Origin of the sequence: Streptomyces dysideae (assembly GCF_001514305.1) — a bacterium.
In the GTDB taxonomy this organism is placed as follows: domain Bacteria; phylum Actinomycetota; class Actinomycetes; order Streptomycetales; family Streptomycetaceae; genus Streptomyces; species Streptomyces dysideae.
The window spans coordinates 268,245-288,859 of the sequence record NZ_KQ949077.1 but is presented as its reverse complement, the minus strand read 5'-3'; the positions used below and the strand labels follow the sequence as shown (position 1 = coordinate 288,859).

The following is a 20,615-nucleotide window of genomic DNA, read 5'->3' as shown; positions in this document are numbered from 1 at the left end:
GCCGCGTGACCGAGCGTAATGGTGGCGTCCCGCCAGGTGGTGTAGGGGATCAAGGCGCCGGAATCCGCAGGCCAGGGACGGTGGCTCGGCCCGATCGGGTGTCCAACTCGCCCTGCCAGGAGGTCTCGTGGACTACCGTCTCGGCACAGATCGCCCTGTGCCTCGAATCGGAACGCGCAGCGCTTGATCCCCTACACCACGTCGCGGGACACGACCAGCGTAATGGGAGGGTTGGGCCGAGGCGCGGGCGCCCGAGCGGGCGATTCCGTTGGGCCCGTAGCCCGGATCCTCCGATTGTCAGGCCCGAGGCCCTTGCGCCAGGCGGTCTTCCCGTGTGCGGTCCCGACAGGTGAACAGAACCGACGGGGGCGTGCGGGGCGTGGTATCCGTTGAGGAGTGGACGGGTACCGCGGTGACTCTCCGTGGATCCCATGGTCGACTCGTGGTCGATCTGTGATCGACTTGGCCGGAAAAGCGGGCGAGTTTACCCATCCCAACCGATACCTATGCGTCGGGCGGCCAGTTTTTCTTCCCCTAACGGGTTGAACTTTTGTTGATCGAGGGTCGGTTGGCCGCCTCGGCGTCCTACCCTTCAGAGGGTGAATCAACTGATGTCCCACGAGTCCGAGGCCCTTCCCGGGGGAGCCGTGCTTCCCGGCACGCTGAGCGCAGCGCTCCGTGCCGAACTCGTCGCGTTCCGGCGCGACTTGCACATGCACCCCGAGCTCGGCAACCAGGAGTTCCGCACGACCGCCGCGATCAAGGCGCGCCTCGAGAAGGCCGGGCTCGCGCCGCGCGTGCTCGCCGTCGGGACCGGGCTCATCTGCGACATCGGGGAGTGGGACGGCGGCCGGCCCATGCTCGCCCTGCGGGCCGACATCGACGGCCTGCCCATTCCGGACACGAAGAGTGACTGCTCGTACCGGTCGACCGTGCCGGACCGGGCCCACGCATGCGGCCATGACGTGCACACCACCGTCGTCCTGGGTGCCGGTCTCGTGCTCGCCGACCTGCACCGGCAGGGGCTCCTCCCGCGCCCCGTACGGCTGGTGTTCCAGCCCGCCGAGGAGGTGCTGCCCGGCGGTGCCACCGACGCCATCGAGTGCGGCGTGCTGGACGGCGTCGGCCGGATGCTCGCCGTGCACTGCGACCCCAAGGTGGACGCCGGGAAGATCGGGCTGCGGCAGGGAGCCATCACGTCGGCGTGCGACCGGCTCGAGATCGCCCTGGACGGGCCCGGCGGGCACACCGCCCGCCCGCACCTGACCACCGACCTCGTGACCGCCGCCGCCCGTGTCGTCACCGACGTCCCCGCCCTCGTCGCCCGCCGCGTGGACGCCCGTAGCGGACTCGCCGTGACCTGGGGACGGGTCGAGTCGGGGCACGCGCCCAACGTCATCCCGCAGCACGCCGAGCTCTCCGGCACCGTGCGCTGTCTGGACCTCGACACCTGGCGGCAGGCGCCCGACCTGGTCGTGGCCGCCATCGACGAGGTCGCCAACCTCTACCGGGCCAAGTCCGAGATCAACTACGTGCGGGGCGTGCCCCCCGTCGTGAACGACCCCGGTGTGACCGAGCTGCTCCGGGACGCCATGGTCGCCCGGCGCGGTGTCGACTCGGTCGAGGGCACCGAGCAGAGCCTCGGCGGGGAGGACTTCTCCTGGTACCTCGAACACGTCCCCGGCGCCATGGCGCGGCTCGGTGTCCGTGCACCCGGTGAGCGGATCGGCCGGGATCTGCACCAGGGCGATTTCGACGCCGACGAATCGGCCATCGACGTCGGCGTGGAGCTGTTCACCGCGGCTGCGCTGCTGGACGGGATGTCCTGAGGAGAGATCGTGAAGGGGTGCTCGTCCGCTGTCTGGATGGCGCCCCTTCGTCCCCTTGTGTCACCCTGGTGTAACCGGATGCGTTCGAACGTAACCCCGTGTCGGCACGAATCGATAACGGCCACGAGTAACCCCGTTCCCCTCCCCTTCTACGCGCGTTACTGTGCGCCGAAATCGCCACCAGAGTTGGCTAATTGGGGAAGCGGGCCGGCGACGGTGCCGTGGGGACGAAGGGTGCTTGCTGTGCGTCAGATCTCTCGGAGGACCAGGTTCTCCCAAGCAGTGGTGACCGCCTCGGTCATCGCACTCGCCGCCGTCGGCTGTGGCGAGTCCAGCAAATCGGCATCGAGCGAGGCGACGGAGTCCGGCAAGTACTCCGGCAAGGGCATCGGCCTCGCCTACGACATCGGCGGCCGCGGTGACCAGTCGTTCAACGACGCTGCCTACGCCGGCTTCGAGAAGGCCGACAAGGAGTTCGGCATCGGCGGCCGTGACGTACAGCCGAGCGACGGCGAGTCCGACGCAGACAAGGTGCAGCGCATCGAGGAACTCGCCAAGGCCGGCTACAACCCGGTGATCGGTGTCGGCTTCATCTACGCGCCCGCCGTCAAGGAGGCCGCGGCCAAGTTCCCGAACACCACCTTCGGCATCATCGACGACGAGCAGGTCAAGGCCGACAACGTCGCCGACCTCGTCTTCTCCGAGGAGCAGGCCTCCTACCTGGCCGGTGTCGCCGCCGCCAAGGCCTCCAAGAAGCAGCACGTCGGCTTCATCGGCGGCGTGGACATCCCGCTGATCCACAAGTTCGAGGCCGGCTTCAAGCAGGGCGTCGAGTCCGTCGACAAGAACGTCAAGATCGAGTCGCAGTACCTGACCGAGACGCCCGCGGAGGGCGGCTTCTCCAGCCCGGACAAGGGCAAGGAGGCCGCGAGCGGTCAGATCGAGGCGGGCGCCGACGTGATCTACCACGCGGCCGGTCTGTCCGGTCAGGGCGTGATCTCCGAGGCCGCCGACAACAAGGTGTGGGCCATCGGCGTCGACTCCGACCAGTACAAGCAGAGCGCGCTGGCCAAGTACAAGGACTACATCCTCGGCTCGGCCCTGAAGAACGTCGGCGGTGCCGTCTACGACCTCGCCAAGTCCGTCTACGAGGGCAAGCCGCTCAGCGGTGTCGTGCGCGCCGACCTGAAGTCCGGCGGTGTCGGCTTCGCGGACTCCAACCCGAAGTACCAGGCGATGACCGACGTCGTCGAGGCCGTCGACAAGGCCAAGCAGGACATCATCGACGGCAAGGTCACCGTCAAGACCTCGTAAGGCTTCAAGGGGCCTTCGGGCTCCGTCCCCAGGCCATACGCCCCTTGCGTCCTGCAAGGGGCGTACTGCTGTCCGTTACCCCGCCCCCGACTGCGGCCACAGCTCGGTAACGGACCGGACAGATGGGGTTTTCCTACCGGTCTACGCGCGTTACGCTGCGGCGGAACCAGCGCCTGGTTTGGGCGCTTGCACAAAGGAGTCTCATTCCATGCGCCGGGTGTCCCGTATCGCGGTTGCAGGCGTTGCAACCGCAGCTCTCGCTGTCACCGCTTCCGCCTGTGGAAGCTCGTCCTCCTCCTCGGCCTCCTCCTCGGGCGGTGACAAGAACCTGGGTCTCGCCCTCGCGTACGACGTCGGCGGCAAGGGTGACCAGTCCTTCAACGACGCGGCCACCGCGGGCCTGGAGAAGGCCGACAAGGAGTTCGGCTACAAGTCCACGGCCGTCGAGCCCCAGGACGGCGAGTCCGACGCGGACAAGATCCAGCGCCTGGAGACCCTCGCCAAGCAGGGCTACAACCCGGTCATCGGCGTCGGCTACGCCTACGCGCCCGCCGTCAAGGAGGCCGCGGCCAAGTTCCCGAAGACCACCTTCGGCATAGTCGACGACGAGCAGATCAAGGCCGACAACGTCGCCGACCTCGTCTTCCACGAGGAGGAGGCCTCCTACCTCGCCGGTGTCGCCGCCGCCAAGGCCACCAAGACCAACACCGTCGGCTTCGTCGGTGGCGTGGACATCCCGCTGATCCACAAGTTCGAGGCCGGCTTCAAGCAGGGCGTCGAGGACACCAAGAAGGGTGTCACGGTCAAGTCGCAGTACCTGACCGAGACCGCGCAGGAGGGCGGCTTCTCCAGCCCCGACAAGGGCGAGAACGCCGCCGAGGGCCAGATCGACGCGGGCGCCGACGTCGTCTACGCCGCCGCCGGTCTGTCCGGCCAGGGCGTCATCAAGGCTGCCTCCGCCGCCAAGATCTGGGCGATCGGCGTCGACTCCGACCAGTACCTGCAGGAAGCGCTGAAGGCGTACAAGGACTCCATCCTCACCTCGGCGATGAAGAACGTCGAGGGCGCGGTGTTCGAGCTCGCCAAGTCCGTCGAGGGCGGCAAGCCCGCGACCGGCGTGGTCCGCGGCAGCCTCTCCAACGGCGGCGTCAGCGTCTCGAACTCCAACCCGAAGTTCGCGGACGACGCCGACATCCAGGCCGCGATCAAGAAGGCCGAAGAGGGCATCAAGGACGGCTCCATCAAGGTGAAGACCTCCTGACCCCGCCCCAGGCGCCGGCTCAAAGAGCGCCGTAATTGAAGCGTTACGGCCACGGAACGGGGCGCGGGGAGGATGGCCGCCCCGCGCCCCGTTCGCGCGGCAGAATGCTCGGAACGGATCGGGTAACTGAAAAGAACCGGTCAGGTCCGGGCACTATTTGAAGCAGGGGCGCTACGCGCGTAGAGCGGCCCCTTTCCCAAGGAGAGTGCGCCATCGACGCGTCCAGCAGCCCTCCGCTCACCGCACAGTCGACGATCGCGGTCGAGCTGGCGGGGATCACCAAGCGATTCCCGGGTGTCGTCGCCAACCACGACATCCACCTGACTGTCCGAAAGGGCACGGTCCACGCCCTCGTCGGCGAGAACGGCGCCGGCAAGTCGACCCTGATGAAGATCCTCTACGGCATGCAGAAGCCGGACGAGGGCACCATCGCCGTCGACGGCGACCAGGTGAGCTTCCACAGTCCCGCCGACGCCATCGCCCGCGGCATCGGCATGGTCCACCAGCACTTCATGCTGGCCGACAACCTGACCGTGCTGGAGAACGTGGTGCTGGGCAGCGAGAAGCTGTACGGCATCGGAGGCGGCGCCCGCCGCAAGATCAGGGAGATCTCCGAGCGGTACGGCCTCGGCGTACGCCCCGACGCCCTGGTCGAGGACCTCGGCGTCGCCGACCGCCAGCGCGTGGAGATCCTCAAGGTCCTCTACCGCGGCGCCCGCACCCTGATCCTCGACGAGCCGACCGCCGTGCTCGTGCCGCAGGAGGTCAACGCGCTCTTCGACAACCTGCGCGAGCTCAAGTCCGAGGGCCTGGCCGTCATCTTCATCTCGCACAAGCTGGGCGAGGTGCTGTCGGTCGCCGACGAGATCACCGTCATCCGCCGCGGCACGACGGTCGGCACGGCCGTCCCCTCCGAGACGACCCCCCGCCAGCTCGCCGAGATGATGGTCGGCAGCGAACTGCCCACCCCGGAGACCGCCGAGTCGACGGTCACCGACCGGCCCGTCATCCAGGTCGAGAACCTCACCGTCTACGCGGCCGGCGGCGCCTCCCTCGGTATCGAGGCCGAGCCCGTCGCGGTCGGTGGGACCGGCGTGACCGGCGGCATGACCGCCGAGAGCGCCGTCGCCGGCGAGGTCAAGCGCGTCCTCGACGACGTCACCTTCACCATCCACGCCGGTGAGGTCATGGGCATCGCCGGTGTCGAGGGCAACGGCCAGACCGAGCTCATCGACGCGCTGATCGGCCTGAAGAGCGCCGACTCCGGCACGATCCGCTTCCTCGGCGAGGACATCACCCCCTGGCCCACCCGCAAGCGCCGCGAGCAGGGCGTCGGCTACATCCCCGAGGACCGCCACCGCCACGGCCTCCTCCTCGAGGCTCCGCTGTGGGAGAACCGCATCCTCGGCCATGTCACCGAGAAGCCCAACAGCAAGGGCAGGGGCGGTTTCTGGCTCGACCCGAAGGCCGCCCAGGAGGACACCCGCCGCATCGTCGAGGCGTACGACGTCCGCACCCCCGGCATCGACGTCACCGCCGCCTCCCTGTCCGGCGGCAACCAGCAGAAGCTGATCGTCGGCCGCGAGATGAGCCACAGCCCGAAGTTCCTGATCGCCGCCCACCCCACCCGCGGTGTGGACGTCGGCGCCCAGGCCGCGATCTGGGACCACATCCGTGAGGCCCGCCGCGAGGGCCTGGCCGTCCTGCTGATCTCCGCCGACCTGGACGAACTGATCGGCCTGTCGGACACCCTGCGCGTGATCTACAACGGGAGGCTGGTCGCCGACGCCGACCCTGCCACCATCACCCCGGAGGCGCTCGGCTCGGCGATGACCGGCGCCGCGTCCGGTCACCTGGAAGACGTAGAAGCCGGCCAAGAAGGCGACGCAGCCGCCCCGGAGGACGAGGCCCGATGAAGAAGTTCGACAGGGAGCGCGTGCTCCTCGCGGTGGCCGGCCCGGTCATCGCGCTCGTCGCGGCGATCTTGCTGACCTCGGTCGTGCTGATCGCCTCCGGCAAGAACCCGTTCGAGCCGTACGCGCTCATGCTGGAGCAGGCCGGGTTCTCCGACGTCCAGGTACTGATCGTCAACCAGGCGTCGATGTACTACCTGGCGGCGCTCGCGGTGGCCGTCGGCTTCCGCATGAACCTGTTCAACATCGGCGTCGACGGCCAGTACCGCCTCGCCGCGATGATGACCGCCGTCGTCGGCGCGCACGTCGCGCTGCCGTCCTTCCTCCAGGTGCCGCTGCTCCTGCTCGTCGGCGCGTTCACCGGCGCCTTCTGGGCCGGTATCGCGGGCCTGCTGAAGGTCACCCGGGGTGTCAGCGAGGTCGTCGCCACGATCATGCTGAACGCGATCGCCACCAGCGTGATCGGCTACCTCACCCTCGACAACATCTTCGGCGTCCAGGTCGGCAACAACAACACGACCGGCGAGATGAACGAGTCCGGCTGGGTCCCGGGCATCGACCTCGGCCCCGAGACCGGCGAGATCTACGGCCTGGTCTTCCTCGCGGTCCTGATGGGCGTCGCGTACTGGGTCGTCCTCAACCGCACCCGCTTCGGCTTCGACCTGCGCGCCACCGGCGAGTCCGAGACCGCCGCCGCGGCCTCCGGCGTCGACGCCAAGAAGATGGTCCTCGCCGCGATGCTGATCTCCGGCGGGGTCGCGGGCCTGTCCGGCCTGCCCCTGCTGCTCGGCGACGCCCACACCTACAGCCTGAGCTTCCCGACGGGCCTCGGCTTCACCGGCATCACCATCGCCCTGCTCGGCCGCAACAACCCCGGCGGCATCGCCTTCGCGGCCCTCCTGATCGCCTTCCTCGACAAGGCGTCCCCGGCCCTCGACTACGCGACCCCGGTGGCGTACGAGAAGGAGATCGCCACGATCATGCAGGGCCTGATCGTCTTCGCGGTCGTCATCTCGTACGAGGCCGTACGGCAGTGGGGTCTGCGCCGCCAGCAGAAGCGCGTCGGCGCGGAGCTCGCCGCCGAGGCCGGCAACAACAACTCCAAGAAGGAGGTGGCGGCCTGATGTCCACCGAGACCATCGCCAAGCCGCAGGCGAAGCAGCCCGGCAGGGGCGGCCGCCGAATGTCGCTCCCGGTACTCCTGCTGCTCATCGCGGGCGTGCTGGTCCTCGTCTCGATCGTCCGCCTGATCACCGGCGCGGACGGCATCACCTCCACCGGCCAGATGTCCACCGCGCTGCGCCTGGCCGTCCCGATCGGCCTCGCCGGCCTCGGCGGTCTGTGGGCCGAGCGCGCGGGCGTCGTCAACATCGGCCTCGAGGGCATGATGATCCTCGGCACCTGGTTCGGTGCCTGGGCCGGTTACCAGTGGGGCCCGTGGGTCGGTGTCGCCTTCGGCATCATCGGCGGCGCGCTGGGCGCGATCCTGCACGCGATCGCGACCGTCACCTTCAACGTCAACCACATCGTCTCCGGTGTGGCCATCAACATCCTGGCCCTGGGCACCACCCGCTATCTGTCGAAGTTCACCTTCGAGAACGCCCCGCAGGGCTCCTCCAAGCAGTCCCCGCCCATCGAGTCCCTCGGCACCTTCGACGTTCCGGGTCTGTCCAGCGCGCTGGGGACCCTCAACGGCAAGCACTGGTTCCTGATCTCGGACATCGCGGGCCTGCTCGGCGGTGTGGTCACCAACCTGTCGCCGCTGACGGTCATCGCCATCGCGCTGGTCCCGGCCACCTGGTACGTCCTGTGGCGCACCGCCTTCGGCCTGCGCCTGCGCTCCTGCGGTGAGAACCCGATCGCGGCCGAGTCCCTCGGCGTCAACGTCTACAAGTACAAGTACATCGCCGTGATCATCTCGGGCGGCTTCGCGGGCCTCGGCGGCGCGTTCCTCTCGATCGTCGCGTCGAACGTCTACCTCGACGGCCAGACCGCCGGCCGAGGCTACATCGGCCTCGCCGCGATGATCTTCGGCAACTGGATGCCGGGCGGACTGGCCCTCGGCGCCGGCCTGTTCGGCTACACCGACAGCCTCAACCTCCGTGGCGGCACGACCAACGTGCACGCGCTGATCCTGCTGCTGGCGATCCTGCTGGTGTTCGGGGCGGCGTACCTGGTGTGGCAGAAGAAGTACGTCCCCGCTGTGGTCACCGCCGTGGTCTCCGCGCTGATGTTCGTCTGGTACATCGGCACGGACGAAGTCCCGCGCCAGGTCGTGACGGCGACCCCGTACGTCGTCACCCTGTTCGTGCTGGCGCTGTCCGCGCAGAGTCTGCGCATGCCCAAGGCGGACGGCATGCCGTACCGGAAGGGACAAGGCACATGACCTCGTCCGGGGACACACCCGACGTCGACTGGGACAAGCTGCGCGCGGCGGCGCGGGACGCCATGTCCCGCGCGTACGCCCCGTACTCCGGCTACTCCGTCGGCGTCGCGGCCCTGGTCGACGACGGCCGGATGGTCACCGGCTGCAACGTCGAGAACGCCTCGTACGGTCTCGGCCTGTGCGCCGAGTGCGGGCTGGTCTCGGAGCTGCAGAACACCGGCGGCGGCCGTCTGACGCACTTCACCTGCGTCGACGGCAAGGGCGACATCCTCGTCCCCTGCGGCCGCTGCCGACAGCTCCTCTACGAGTTCGGCGGCCCGGGCCTGCTCCTGGAGACCCCGGCGGGCACCCTGCCGCTGTCGGAGATGCTGCCGCAGGCCTTCGGGCCGGACCATCTCACCAAGTAACTCCCGTGTCGGCCCTCCGAGTTGCTCATGCGAGCCGCTCAGGGGGCCGTACGGCTTCTGGAACCCTCGGAAGGAAAGCCATGGCCATGGACGCCATCTCCGTCATCCGCACCAAGCGGGACCGCGGTGAGTTCAGCGACGAGCAGATCGACTGGGTCATCGACGCGTACACCCGCGGGGAGGTCGCCGACGAGCAGATGTCCGCGCTTGCGATGGCGATCCTTCTCAACGGCATGAACCGCCGCGAGATCGCCCGCTGGACGGCCGCGATGATCGCCTCCGGCGAGCGCATGGACTTCTCGTCCCTGTCCCGCCCGACGGCCGACAAGCACTCCACGGGCGGCGTCGGCGACAAGATCACGCTCCCGCTGGCCCCGCTGGTGGCGGCGTGCGGCGCGGCGGTACCGCAGCTCTCCGGCCGCGGCCTCGGCCACACCGGCGGCACCCTGGACAAGCTGGAGTCGATCCCGGGCTGGCGTGCCCTGCTCTCCAACGAGGAGATGCTGTCGGTGCTGGACGGCACCGGCGCGGTGATCTGCGCGGCGGGCGACGGCCTGGCCCCCGCGGACAAGAAGCTGTACGCCCTGCGTGACGTCACGGGCACGGTCGAGGCGATCCCCCTGATCGCCTCCTCGATCATGTCGAAGAAGATCGCCGAGGGCACGGGTTCCCTGGTCCTGGACGTGAAGGTGGGCACGGGTGCCTTCATGAAGACCATCGAGGACGCGCGTGAACTGGCGTCCACGATGGTGGGCCTCGGCACGGACCACGGCGTGAAGACGGTCGCGCTCCTGACGGACATGTCGACCCCGCTGGGCCTGACGGCGGGCAACGCGCTGGAGGTCAGGGAGTCGGTGGAGGTCCTGGCCGGCGGCGGCCCCGCGGACGTGGTGGAACTGACCCTGGCCCTGGCCCGCGAAATGCTGGACGCGGCCGGAGTGAAGGACGCCGACCCGGCGAAGGCCCTGGCCGACGGCTCGGCGATGGACGTCTGGCGCCGCATGATCGCAGCGCAGGGCGGCGACCCGGACGCCGAACTCCCCACGTCGAAGGAACAGCACGTCATCAAGGCCCCGTCCTCGGGAGTCCTGACCCGCCTGGACGCCTACGGCATCGGCGTCGCGGCCTGGCGCCTGGGTGCGGGGCGCGCCCGCAAGGAGGACCCGGTGCAGGCGGGCGCCGGCGTGGAAATGCACGCCAAGCCCGGCGACACGGTCACGGAGGGCCAGCCCCTCCTGACCCTCCACACGGACACCCCGGAGCGCTTCGAGTACGCGCTCCAGTCGGTGGAGGGCTCGTACGACATCGCGGCGGCGGGGGCGGACTTCACGGCGCCGCCGGTGGTGCTGGAGCGTATCGCCTGACCAGGGGGTTTCTCGTTCGAGTGAACGGGATCGGTGGACCTGCACCGGTCCCGTTCGGCATGCTGGACTCGGTGACGCACCGATAGGAGAACCGCCATGAGCGCACTCACCGTGAGCCAGGACCCCGAGCAGAGCTGGGACGACCTCGTCCGGTTCTGGGAGGAAATGGAGTGGCCTGAGGGCAGCAAGGTGGAGATCATCGAGGGGATCATCACCGTGTCACCTGCTCCCGCGTACCGCCACAACGTGATCGCGGCTCGCATCCAGCGTCGCCTCTACTCCGTGATCCCCGAGGACTGGGAAGTCTTCCAGACATTGGCCATCGCCGTGCCGTCACGACTGGGCATGCTCATCCCGGACATCGTGGTGGCCCCGGTGCGGGAGGACTCGGAGACGGACTCTCACATTCCGGCCGCCCTGGCCGAACTCGTCGTCGAGGTCACCTCCAAGTCCAATGCTCGCCACGACCGCATCAGCAAGCCCGCCGCCTACGCCATCGCCGGCATCCCGCTCTACCTCCTCGTCGACCGCTGGGCCCCCGAGGGCCCCACCGCGACTCTCTACGGAGAGCCGAAGGGTGACGTGTACCGCCCCCTTTCCACGGCCAAGTTCGGCGAGGCCATCAAGATCCCCGCTCCCTTCGACCTCGTCATCGACACCGGCGAGTTCCCCGAGACCTGAGTCACCCGAGCGCCGCCGCCACCACGACGAGCACCGGCACCGAAACCACCGTCGACACCGGGATCGACTCCCGGGCCAGCGTCTCCGCCACGCGGTAGCGGCTGGCGTACGTGAACAGGTTCTGCGCGGCAGGCAGCGCCGACGTCACCACAGATGCCGAAGGCCAGCAGGACCGCCGGGACCGACATGCCGCCGATCAGGGTCAGCGGGTCCATGACCGGTGCCGGGACCTTCAGCCCCGCCGCCGACACCGCCACCCCGGCCAGTGAGCCGGCCGCGATCGGGTTGCGCAACGGCGTGATCAGCCGTCGCCACAACGGGCCCTTCTCGCCGCCCTTGCCCGTCAGGTCCAGGATCGTCAGCGCTATCGGCGTCACCCCGATGAGCTGGAACAGCAGCACCGGCGCCACCAGCGAGGCGTCGCCCAGGACGTACACGGCGATCGGGATGCCGAGATTGCCCGAGTTGACGTAGCTGGAGCACAGGGCGCCGATCGTCGTCCGGCCCACACCCCAGCCCCGTACGGCACCCACCGCGACGAAGACCCCCGCCGCCGCGGCCGTGCTCAGCGCCGTGACCAGGAGCCGGCTGGAGAAGATCACCGACAGGTCGGTCCCGGCGAGGGTGGTGAACAGCAGGGCCGGGGACGCCACGTGAAAGGCCAGCTTGGTGAGGACCTCGCGGCCGTGGTCGCCGAGATAGCCCCGTCGGCCGATGAGGTAGCCCACGCCGATGACGACCGCGATCACCGCGAACCCTGTCAACACCCCCTGCACGGAGCCTCCCTGGTGAGGAGGAGACCGTCGGATATCGCGGGTGGGTCCGATGCGTGGGACACACAGGCAACCCTCCGGGCGGGAGGAGAGCAGGTCAATGTGATCCCGGTCGGTGGACAGCCGGGCGCGATGAGTTATGCCCTGCCGCCCGGTCTACCGATCGTGGACGCCATGACACCCGCTGTACTCGTGCTGGTCGGCCCCGTCACCCGGGACGAGGTGACCGGGCTGTGCGAGGACGTGCGGACGCTGCTGGAGGCCACCGGGGCGGGCGTCGTGGTGTGTGACGTCGGCGGGCTCGGACCGCCAGGACTCGGGGCCGTCGACCTGCTGGCCCGGCTTCAGCTCGCCGCCCGGCGGGCCGGCGGCCGGATCCGCCTCCGGGACCCCGACCCCGGCCTACACGCCCTCCTCGACCTGGTCGGCATCCGCATCGAGATGGAGGGGGAGCCCGAACAGCGGGAACCAGCGCTTGGTGTCGAGGAAGCAGTGGAACCCGGTGATCCGGCCCTCTGAGATCTCCAGCACCTGCACCGCCCACGGAGCGAAGCCGCCCGCTTCCGGGTCCGGCTTGTACTGCGCGAACCCAGGCAGCCCGTTGACCTGGACCGGCACCAGACGCGAGCCCGCGCAGGGGGCGCCGAGCGTCGTCATGAAGCCGGTGATGTCCTCGTGCCCGGTCAGCCACAGGTCGAACGGCGGCATCGTCATGATGGCGTCCTCGTGCAGCAGCGCCGTCAGCGCCGTCATGTCATAGCCCTCGAAGGCCGCGACATACCGCTCCAGGAGCTTCTGCTGCTCCTCGTCCAGTGGGTCGGAGACCACTCCCTCGGGGCTCTGCCCGTCCCGCTCGGCGAGCGTCGCCCGCGCCCGCTGCAGCGCGCTGTTGACCGAAGCGACCGTGGTGCCGAGCAGCTCGGCGACCTCGCTCGCCCTCCAGGCCAGCACCTCGCGCAGGATCAGCACCGCCCGCTGCTTGGGCGGCAGTTGCTGCAGGGCGGCCATGAAGGCGAGCCGCACCGATTCCTTGGCGACCGCCGCCTCCGCCGGGTCCTCCACCGTCGGCAGCACCCGGGCGTCCGGCATCGGCTCCAGCCAGGTGTTGTCCGGGCGGGGCGACAGCGCCGCCTGCGCCAGGGGCGTCGACTCGCTCAGGTCCATGGGCCTGGCCCGCTTGTTGCCCGCCGTCAGCATGTCCAGGCACACGTTCGTCGCGATCCGGTACAGCCACGAGCGCAGAGTGGACCGCCCCTCGAACTTCTCGTAGCTCCGCCAGGCCCGGACCATCGTGTCCTGCACCGCGTCCTCGGCCTCGAAGGACGAGCCGAGCATGCGATAGCAGTAGCCGGTCAGCTCGACCCGGTGTTTCTCCAGCCTGACGTCGAGGTCTGTCGTCGTCGCCGTACCGTCGCTCATCGTCCACCCACCCCTGTGGCCGTTCCCTGGCGTGCGCCTCTTCGCGCCTCGCACTTCGGAAGCTACCGCAGCGCACTGACAACGGCCCCCGGAGCACGCAAAAGTGCAGGTCAGGCCAGTTGCTTCACGGACATGAGCAGATGCTGGTGGCCGGCGGGCACGGCCTCGTCCGCCCCGATCGCGCTCAGCAGCGCCCGCTGCCCGGTCCCGAGCATCTCGATCCGCAGCCGGGGCGCCTCGAAGGAGTTCAACGCGTCCAGCAGATACGCCGGGTTGAACGCCACGGTGACCTCCTCGGCCCCGCTCAGCACGGCCGGCACCCGCTGCGCCGCGACATCGTCCCCGTACCCCGCGCGCAACAGCACCGACCCCTCACCGGAGAAGTCCAACCGCACGGGACCACTGGCCTCCGCCACCACGGCAACCCGCCGCACGGCCTCCGCCAGCACCCCGCACTCCACCTCGGCGACGGAGGCCCCCGCCAGATCGAACAGCGCCCCGTACTTCGGCAGCCGCCCGTCCAGCAGCCGCACGACGGCCCGCATGCCCCCGCCCTCGAACCCGACCAGCCCCCCACCGTCCGTCGGCGCCGGCCCTACCCGCACGACCCCGCTCCGCGCCAGCGACCGGGCGACGTCGAGCAGCCGCCGCGCCGGCACCAGCGTCTGCGCGGCACCGTCACCGCCGCCCGCCGCCTCCGGCTTCCACTCCAGCCGCCGTACGGCATACCGGTACCGGTCCGACGCCGACAACATCATCGACTCGCCGTCAAGGCGCAGTTGTACGCCGGTCAGCACCGGCAGCGTCTCGTCCCGCCCGGCCGCCACGGCGACCTGCCCGACGGCGGCCGCGAACGCACCGGCGTCCACACTGCCGTACGGCATAGGCTGCGACGGCAGAGCCGGGTACTCCTCTCTCGGCAGCGTCGACAACCCGAACCGCGTGCCACCCGCCTCCACCGTGAACCGCGTCCCCTCCAGGACACAGCTCACCGGCCCCTCGGGCAGCACCCGGCAGATGCCCAGGAGCCTGCGCCCGGGCACCAGCACCTCCCCGGCCCCGACCGTCTCCGCCGCCACCTCGGTCCGCGCCGCCGCCTCGAAGTCGAACCCCGAGACGGTCACCCGCCCACCCCCGGCGCCCAGCAGCAGCCCGCCCAGCACCGGCACCGGCGTACGCGAGGGCAGCGCGCGCCCCGCCCACCCGACGGCCTCGGCGAAGGCACCGCGTTCGATCCGGAACTCCATGAAAAATCCCCCTGGTCGGGCCGGTTGTCACAGGTGATCGCGGACGCTATCCGCCACCTGTGACAACCGCCCCCGACCAGGGGGAACGCAGGAAGAAACAGAAGACTCAGGCGGCCGCGAGCCGTTGCATGCGCGCCGCCCGCGTCCCGAACACGGTGATCGTCACAACCCCGGCCACCGCCAGCAGCCCGACCCCGACCGTCCCGGCCCAGCCGCCCGCGTGGAACGCCACCGCGCCGACCGTGCTGCCCGCGCTGGAGCCGATGTAGTACGCCGACTGGTAGAGCGCCGATGCCTGCGCCCGCCCCCGCGTGGCCGTCTTGCTGACCGCCGACGACGCCACCGCGTGCCCCGCGAAGAATCCCCCGGTGATCAGGACCAGGCCCAGCAGGACCGGGGGCAGCGAGCCCGCGAGGGAGAGCAGCAGGCCCGTCGCGGTGGTCGCACCGGCCGCGTACAGCGCGCCCCGGCGGCCGAGGCGGCCCACCAGCCTGCCCGCCGTCGACGCCGACACCGTGCCCACCAGGTACACCAGGAAGATCGAACCGATGACGCCCTGCGGCAGCCCGAACGGCGCCTCCGTCAGCCGGTAGCCGATCACCGTGTACACGCCGCCGAAGACGGTCATGAACAGCGCGCCGATCGCGTACAGCCGGCACAGCAGCGGGTCGGCCAGATGATCACGGACCGTCCGGACCAGCACCCCCGGCCGCAGCGAACCCGCCCTGAAGTGCTTCGGCGCCGGCAGCAGCAGCCGGAACGCCACCGCGCACGCCACCGCGATCACGCCGATCACCCCGAGGGCGACCCGCCAGCCCCACTCCTGCGCGACCCAGCCGGTGATGACCCGGCCGCTCATCCCGCCGACGCTGTTGCCGGCCACGAACAGCCCGATCGCCGTGATCAGCGCCTTCGGCCGGACCTCCTCCGCCAGATACGCCGTCGCCGACGCCGGAAGCCCCGCCAGCGCAGCGCCCTGCACCGCGCGCAGCACGACCAGCCAGCCCAGCGAGGGCGCGAGGGGCACCAGCAGCCCGACCGTCACGGCGACCGCCAGCGACGCCGTCATGACCGTACGCCGCCCGAACCGCTCCGACAGCGCGCTCATCGGCAGCACGAACACCGCCAGCCCGCCGGTCGCCGCCGCCACCGTCCAGCTCGCCTCACTCGCCGCCACCCCGAACTCGCCCGAGATCAGCGGCAGCAGGGCCTGTGTGGAGTAGAGCAGCGCGAAGGTCGCGACACCGGCGAGGAAGAGAGCGAAACTCATCCGGCGGTAGCCGGGCCCGCCCGGGGCCATCCGGGAGTCGGTGGTGGATTCGGAGACGGAAACGGATGGAACGGCGCCCACGACGGTGGACGCCCCGGTACTGGCGGGAGACATGCTTCGAAACTACGTACGCACCCGCTGATCCGTCCAATGCATGGAAACCCCATAATCGTTCCCATGGTGCATCAGCAGAGGTCACAGACCCACCTGTCACAGTCCAGTGACACAGTAGACATGGCGATGTTGCTGGCTCCGCGCCTCGCGTACTTCGCGGGCGTGGCCCGCACCGAGCACGTCACGCGCGCCGCCCGGGAGATGCAGGTCCCGCAGTCCACGCTCTCCCGCGCCATGGTCCGCCTCGAACAGGACCTGGGCGTGGACCTGTTCGCCCGCCGGGGCCGGACCGTCTCCCTCACCCCCGCCGGCCGCACCTTCCTCACCTCCGTCGAGCGCGCCCTCGCCGAGGTCGAACGCGCCGCCGACGAGGTACGCGCCGACGCCGACCCCGCCACCGGCAAGGTCGCCTTCGGCTTCCTGCACACCATGGGCGCCGAAACGGTCCCCGGCCTCCTCCACGCCTTCCGCGCCGACCACCCCCGCGTCCGCTTCAGCCTCGTCCAGAACTACGGCGAGGCGATGATCGAGCGGCTGCGCTCCGGCGAACTGGACCTCTGCCTGACCTCCCCGGTCCCCGACGCCCCCGACCTCGTCGCCCGCCGCCTGGACGAACAGAAACTCCGCCTCGTCGTCCCCGCCGACCACCGCCTCGCCGCCCGCAAACGCATCCGCCTCGCCGAGGCCGCCGACGAAACCTTCGTCACCCTGGAACCCGGCTACGGCCTCCGCCGCATCACCGACGACCTCTGCAAGGAGGCAGGCTTCAAACCAAGAATCGCCTTCGAGGGCGAGGAGGCCGAAACGCTGAGAGGCCTGGTGGCCGCGGGCCTGGGCGTCGCCCTCCTGCCCCCACCGGCCGTCCCTCGCCCGGGAGTGGCGGAGCTGACGGTCACGGCCCCGCGGGCGGCACGAGAAATCGGCGTGGCCTGGCTGGAGGGCCGCCCCGACACACCCCCGGTGGCAGCCTTCAAGAAGTTCCTGCTGTCAAGAAGGGGCAACTTGCTTTCCGACTGATGGGTCGCGCACCTAAGGGGCGCGGGGCTGTATCCATATGCGGCTCCGCCGCGTGGGCGCGACAAGCCCCCATAACCCGCCCCCCGAACACAACCGCAAGCCCCGAGCTCTACCGTCGCAACGAACGACCGAACCCCGCAGCCAACGGCATCCTCAACCCCAAAGGAGGCGGAGCCGCAAACGCATCCTCAACAGGCCGAGAAAACGCCCGCCCGAACAGCACCCCCATCACAAAGTCCTCAGCCAACGCCAGCACTTCGTCCCGATGCTGCTGCAGCCCATGCCGGTCAGAGTGCACCTCGAACCGACACACTCCCCGGTTCGCCTTCTTCACCCGCGCCGCCAGCCGAAACGACAACTCGGGATCGGTCCGCTCGTCATTCGTACCGTGCACGATCATCACCCGCCGCCCGGCCAGCTGTTTCACCGGTTCGGGCGGAGCCGCCACGTCCTCCTCCGGCAGCCAGGGAGCAATCGCCAGCACGGAGTTGACGGCCTCGTGCCCACCCGCGTGCAGCGCCGCCCGCGCACCCATGTCGAACCCGACGAGACAGACGGGGACGTCCCCGTAACGCCGTACGGCCTCGTCGGCGGCCCACACCGCGTCGTGCGCCAGGTGGGCCTCGCTGCCGTTCCAGCCGCGGAAGCGGTAGTGGACGACATGCGTGGCCAGTCCCTCCGTACGTCCCGCCCGCGCCAGCCGGCGTCCCAGCGCCCGCACGGACGCGGCCGCGAGCATCGGGGACGGCTTGCGATAGGAGACCTCGTCACCGCCGGGGAGCAGGAGCACCACCCCGCTCACCGCGGTCGGCTCGGGTCCGAGCGTCCTCCCCAGCCGGGCCGTGCGAACCGGCGTCGCTTGCTGTGCCATGACAGAACAGTGTCAGAAACCCGGGTGTACTCCACCCGTCCGTGCGGTCACCGTTACGTATCGACGGATTCGTACAACAGGCGATCTACGCGCGTAAAAGCTAGAGTACGGAAATGACGAGCCAGACCATTGCGAACACCCCGACACAGGACCAGATCCGCCGGGCGCCGAAGGTTCTGCTGCACGACCACCTCGACGGCGGGCTCCGCCCCGGGACCATCGTCGAACTCGCCCGCGACATCGGGTACTCCCAGCTTCCCGAGACGGACCCGGACAAGCTCGGCGCCTGGTTCCGGGACGCCGCCGACTCCGGTTCCCTGGAGCGGTATCTGGAGACCTTCTCGCACACCGTCGGTGTGATGCAGACCCGCGAGGCGCTCGTCCGGGTCGCCGCCGAGTGTGCCGAGGATCTCGCCGAGGACGGCGTCGTCTACGCCGAGGTGCGCTACGCCCCCGAGCAGCACCTCGAGGGCGGGCTGAGCCTCGAGGAGGTCGTCGAGGCCGTCAACGAGGGCTTCCGGGAAGGCGAGCAGCGGGCCAGGGTCAACGGCCACCGCATCCGCGTCGGCGCCCTGGTCACCGCCATGCGGCACGCCGCCCGTGCCCTGGAGATCGCCGAACTCGCGAACCGCTACCGCGACCTGGGCGTGGTCGGCTTCGACATCGCGGGCGCCGAGGCCGGTTACCCGCCCACCCGGCATCTCGACGCCTTCGAGTACCTGAAGCGGGAGAACAACCACTTCACCATCCATGCCGGCGAGGCCTTCGGACTGCCGTCCATCTGGCAGGCCCTCCAGTGGTGCGGCGCCGACCGGCTCGGGCACGGAGTGCGCATCATCGACGACATCCAGGTCCACCCCGACGGCTCGGTGAAGCTCGGCCGGCTCGCCTCCTACGTCCGGGACAAGCGCATCCCGTTGGAGCTGTGCCCGAGCTCCAACCTCCAGACCGGTGCCGCCGACTCCTACGCCGAGCACCCCATCGGGCTGCTGCGCCGCCTCCACTTCCGCGCCACGGTGAACACCGACAACCGGCTGATGTCCCACACCAGCATGACCCGGGAATTCGAGCACCTTGTCGACGCATTCGGTTACACGCTCGATGACATGCAGTGGTTCTCCGTCAATGCGATGAAATCAGCGTTCATTCCTTTCGATGAACGACTTGCGATGATCAACGACGTCATCAAGCCTGGATATGCCGAGCTGAAGTCCGAATGGCTGTTCAGGCAGACCACTTCCACCAGCGGTTCTGTGGCTGCGGACGACTGAGCGGGAGGCATCCTGGGGTACGGATGCGGGCGGGCATTCACCATCCGTCCGCATTTCGATGTTTGCGGCGGGTGTCGTCCCGTGTTTACGGTCTTGAACCGCTCGCATCTCCGTAACCCCGTTTCGAGGACGCATTTTATGAAGCAGTCTGCTGCCAAGACCCTCGGTGTCGCCGCCCTCGGTGCCGCCTTCGCCGCCGCCGGCGCGGGTGCCGCCAACGCGGCCCCGGCCGTCCCGGACCCGAGTGCGGCGCTGGACACCGTGACCCAGACGCTCCCCGCGGAGAAGGTCACCCAGGCGCTGCCGGGGGCCGGTGAGGCGCTGTCCCAGGCGCAGCCGGCGCTCGGCGCGGGTCTGGCCGCCGCGCAGCCGGCCGCCGAGAAGGTCCTCGCCGAGGGCCCGACCGCCCCGGTCGCCGGCCTGCTCGGCGGTCTGCCGGTGCAGGGCCTGCCAACCCACGGTCTGCCCGTGAACGGTGTTCCGCTCGGCTGACCCCGGTCCCCGACGTGCAGATGGGGCACACCCCGGTCACACGGGGTGCGCCCCATCGTCGTACGCGGGCGGGGTCACCAGGCCGTGCGAGCCTTGTCCTCGGAGGGCAGCAGGATCCACAGGGCTATGTAGAGCAGGAACTGGGGGCCCGGCAGCAGACAGGACACCAGGAAGATCACGCGCATCGTCGTCGCGGAGATGCCGAAGCGCCGTGCCAGCGCGGCGCACACTCCGCCGATCATGCGGCCGTTGGTGGGTCGGGCAAGCGCGGTCATGACGGCTCCTTCGTGAGCTTGGTCGGAGGCCTCCGGAGTGGCTGCCTCATCTGACAACAACGCTACGCGCACGAAGCGGGCAAAGCGTCACTCTACGGAGCTATCCCGACCCTGGGAATCGTCGGGGTCCGCCCCTGAGACGTCTCCTCCTGCGGTACGGCCGCCCGCCGTTCCCGCTCGGACCTGCGGCGGAGCCACGACCGGGCGGCGGGCACCACCAGCACATGGGCCAGGGCCACGCCCGCCGTGTTCAGCAGCAGCGAGTCGACGTCCACGACCTGCCCCGGTACGCCGGTCTGCAGCAGCTCGATGCCCATGGAGATCAGGGCGCCCGCCGCGACCGTACGGACCAGGGAACCCAGCGGGGACACCGTGAGCCTGCCGTGCGCCACCGGGAGCAGTACACCGAGCGGCGCGAGCAGCGCCATCCCCTCGCCGATGCGCCGGGCGGCCTCCTGCCAGTCCAGCGCCAGATCGGCCCTGATCCCGGCGAACGGCCGCAGATTGGCCGGCATCACCCATGGGACGTCCAGCGGACGCAGCGTGAGCCAGGCGACGAACGCGAGATGCGCGACGAGGAGGACACCCCCCGTCGCACGGATGCGGATCACGGCGCTGCCGCCGATGCCTTGACGCTGCACGCCCCCCAAGACGCGCCCCCCGGCAGGATCGGTTCCGGGATGTCACCCCACTACCGGGTGAGTCGTCCGC

19 protein-coding genes and 1 pseudogene are annotated in these 20,615 nt (G+C 69.8%); 13 read left to right on the top strand and 7 right to left on the bottom strand.

Going from position 1 to position 20,615, the window contains the following annotated elements:
* Window positions 1–611: 611 nt before the first annotated feature.
* The 9 genes from AQJ91_RS07680 (at window position 612) to AQJ91_RS07640 (ending at window position 11,155) form a co-directional block, all read left to right on the top strand.
* Window positions 612–1,829 carry a M20 family metallopeptidase gene (locus tag AQJ91_RS07680; RefSeq protein WP_067017738.1) on the top strand — a complete coding sequence of 406 codons (1,218 nt, stop codon included), beginning with the start codon at window positions 612–614 and terminating at the stop codon, window positions 1,827–1,829.
* 285 nt (window positions 1,830–2,114) lie between these two features.
* Window positions 2,115–3,143, top strand: a complete 1,029-nt coding sequence (locus AQJ91_RS07675; protein ID WP_107122373.1) for a BMP family lipoprotein — start codon at window positions 2,115–2,117, stop codon at window positions 3,141–3,143.
* A 208-nt stretch (window positions 3,144–3,351) separates the two neighbouring features.
* Window positions 3,352–4,404 (top strand): BMP family lipoprotein, encoded by a 1,053-nt coding sequence (locus AQJ91_RS07670; protein ID WP_067017734.1) that lies wholly within the window; start codon window positions 3,352–3,354, stop codon window positions 4,402–4,404.
* Between the two features lie 212 nt (window positions 4,405–4,616).
* Window positions 4,617–6,320, top strand: a complete 1,704-nt coding sequence (locus AQJ91_RS07665) for an ABC transporter ATP-binding protein (protein WP_079084748.1) — start codon at window positions 4,617–4,619, stop codon at window positions 6,318–6,320.
* Window positions 6,317–7,441, top strand: coding sequence for an ABC transporter permease (locus AQJ91_RS07660; protein ID WP_067017730.1), 1,125 nt, complete (start codon window positions 6,317–6,319; stop codon window positions 7,439–7,441). The genes AQJ91_RS07665 and AQJ91_RS07660 overlap by 4 nt, the downstream gene beginning before the upstream one ends.
* Window positions 7,441–8,703 (top strand): ABC transporter permease, encoded by a 1,263-nt coding sequence (locus AQJ91_RS07655; RefSeq protein ID WP_067017728.1) that lies wholly within the window; start codon window positions 7,441–7,443, stop codon window positions 8,701–8,703. Before AQJ91_RS07660 ends, AQJ91_RS07655 begins: the two co-directional genes overlap by 1 nt.
* Window positions 8,700–9,110, top strand: coding sequence for a cytidine deaminase (locus AQJ91_RS07650; RefSeq protein WP_067017726.1), 411 nt, complete (start codon window positions 8,700–8,702; stop codon window positions 9,108–9,110). Before AQJ91_RS07655 ends, AQJ91_RS07650 begins: the two co-directional genes overlap by 4 nt.
* Before the next feature lie 86 nt (window positions 9,111–9,196).
* A complete protein-coding gene (locus AQJ91_RS07645) occupies window positions 9,197–10,474 on the top strand; it encodes a thymidine phosphorylase (protein WP_199847872.1) in 1,278 nt (425 codons plus the stop codon).
* 96 nt (window positions 10,475–10,570) lie between these two features.
* Window positions 10,571–11,155 (top strand): Uma2 family endonuclease, encoded by a 585-nt coding sequence (locus AQJ91_RS07640; protein ID WP_067017722.1) that lies wholly within the window; start codon window positions 10,571–10,573, stop codon window positions 11,153–11,155.
* Window position 11,156: 1 nt separating this feature from the next.
* Here AQJ91_RS07640 and AQJ91_RS07635 read toward each other — a convergent pair.
* A pseudogene (locus tag AQJ91_RS07635) lies at window positions 11,157–11,931 on the bottom strand (AEC family transporter).
* Between the two features lie 129 nt (window positions 11,932–12,060).
* Here AQJ91_RS07635 and AQJ91_RS48920 point away from each other — a divergent pair.
* Window positions 12,061–12,447: an STAS domain-containing protein gene (locus AQJ91_RS48920; RefSeq protein ID WP_159054510.1), complete on the top strand. Its 387-nt coding sequence runs from the start codon at window positions 12,061–12,063 to the stop codon at window positions 12,445–12,447.
* Here AQJ91_RS48920 and AQJ91_RS07630 read toward each other — a convergent pair.
* From AQJ91_RS07630 to AQJ91_RS07620, 3 genes are all read right to left on the bottom strand, one after another.
* Window positions 12,331–13,347, bottom strand: coding sequence for a sigma-70 family RNA polymerase sigma factor (locus tag AQJ91_RS07630; protein WP_067017720.1), 1,017 nt, complete (start codon window positions 13,345–13,347; stop codon window positions 12,331–12,333). The genes AQJ91_RS48920 and AQJ91_RS07630 overlap by 117 nt on opposite strands.
* Before the next feature lie 110 nt (window positions 13,348–13,457).
* Entirely contained in the window at window positions 13,458–14,594 is a 1,137-nt protein-coding gene (dnaN, locus tag AQJ91_RS07625; RefSeq protein WP_067017718.1) for a DNA polymerase III subunit beta, read from the bottom strand.
* 106 nt (window positions 14,595–14,700) lie between these two features.
* On the bottom strand, window positions 14,701–15,978 hold the full coding sequence (locus AQJ91_RS07620) for an MFS transporter (protein ID WP_067017716.1): 1,278 nt from the start codon (window positions 15,976–15,978) through the stop codon (window positions 14,701–14,703).
* A 63-nt stretch (window positions 15,979–16,041) separates the two neighbouring features.
* Between AQJ91_RS07620 and AQJ91_RS07615 the strand changes: the two genes are divergently transcribed.
* A complete protein-coding gene (locus tag AQJ91_RS07615; RefSeq protein WP_067017714.1) occupies window positions 16,042–16,995 on the top strand; it encodes a LysR family transcriptional regulator in 954 nt (317 codons plus the stop codon).
* A 109-nt stretch (window positions 16,996–17,104) separates the two neighbouring features.
* Here the strand turns inward: AQJ91_RS07615 and AQJ91_RS07610 are convergent, their stop codons facing one another.
* Window positions 17,105–17,866, bottom strand: a complete 762-nt coding sequence (locus AQJ91_RS07610) for a prolyl oligopeptidase family serine peptidase (protein ID WP_067017712.1) — start codon at window positions 17,864–17,866, stop codon at window positions 17,105–17,107.
* Between the two features lie 113 nt (window positions 17,867–17,979).
* Between AQJ91_RS07610 and AQJ91_RS07605 the strand changes: the two genes are divergently transcribed.
* Both AQJ91_RS07605 and AQJ91_RS07600 read left to right on the top strand, forming a co-directional pair.
* Window positions 17,980–19,137: an adenosine deaminase gene (locus AQJ91_RS07605; RefSeq protein WP_067017710.1), complete on the top strand. Its 1,158-nt coding sequence runs from the start codon at window positions 17,980–17,982 to the stop codon at window positions 19,135–19,137.
* 138 nt (window positions 19,138–19,275) lie between these two features.
* On the top strand, window positions 19,276–19,629 hold the full coding sequence (locus AQJ91_RS07600) for an ATP-binding protein (RefSeq protein WP_067017708.1): 354 nt from the start codon (window positions 19,276–19,278) through the stop codon (window positions 19,627–19,629).
* A 74-nt stretch (window positions 19,630–19,703) separates the two neighbouring features.
* Here the strand turns inward: AQJ91_RS07600 and AQJ91_RS07595 are convergent, their stop codons facing one another.
* Together AQJ91_RS07595 and AQJ91_RS07590 are read right to left on the bottom strand one after the other, a co-directional pair.
* Window positions 19,704–19,904 (bottom strand): PspC domain-containing protein, encoded by a 201-nt coding sequence (locus AQJ91_RS07595; RefSeq protein WP_067017706.1) that lies wholly within the window; start codon window positions 19,902–19,904, stop codon window positions 19,704–19,706.
* Between the two features lie 92 nt (window positions 19,905–19,996).
* Window positions 19,997–20,545, bottom strand: coding sequence for a VanZ family protein (locus AQJ91_RS07590; RefSeq protein ID WP_067017705.1), 549 nt, complete (start codon window positions 20,543–20,545; stop codon window positions 19,997–19,999).
* Window positions 20,546–20,615: the final 70 nt, after the last annotated feature.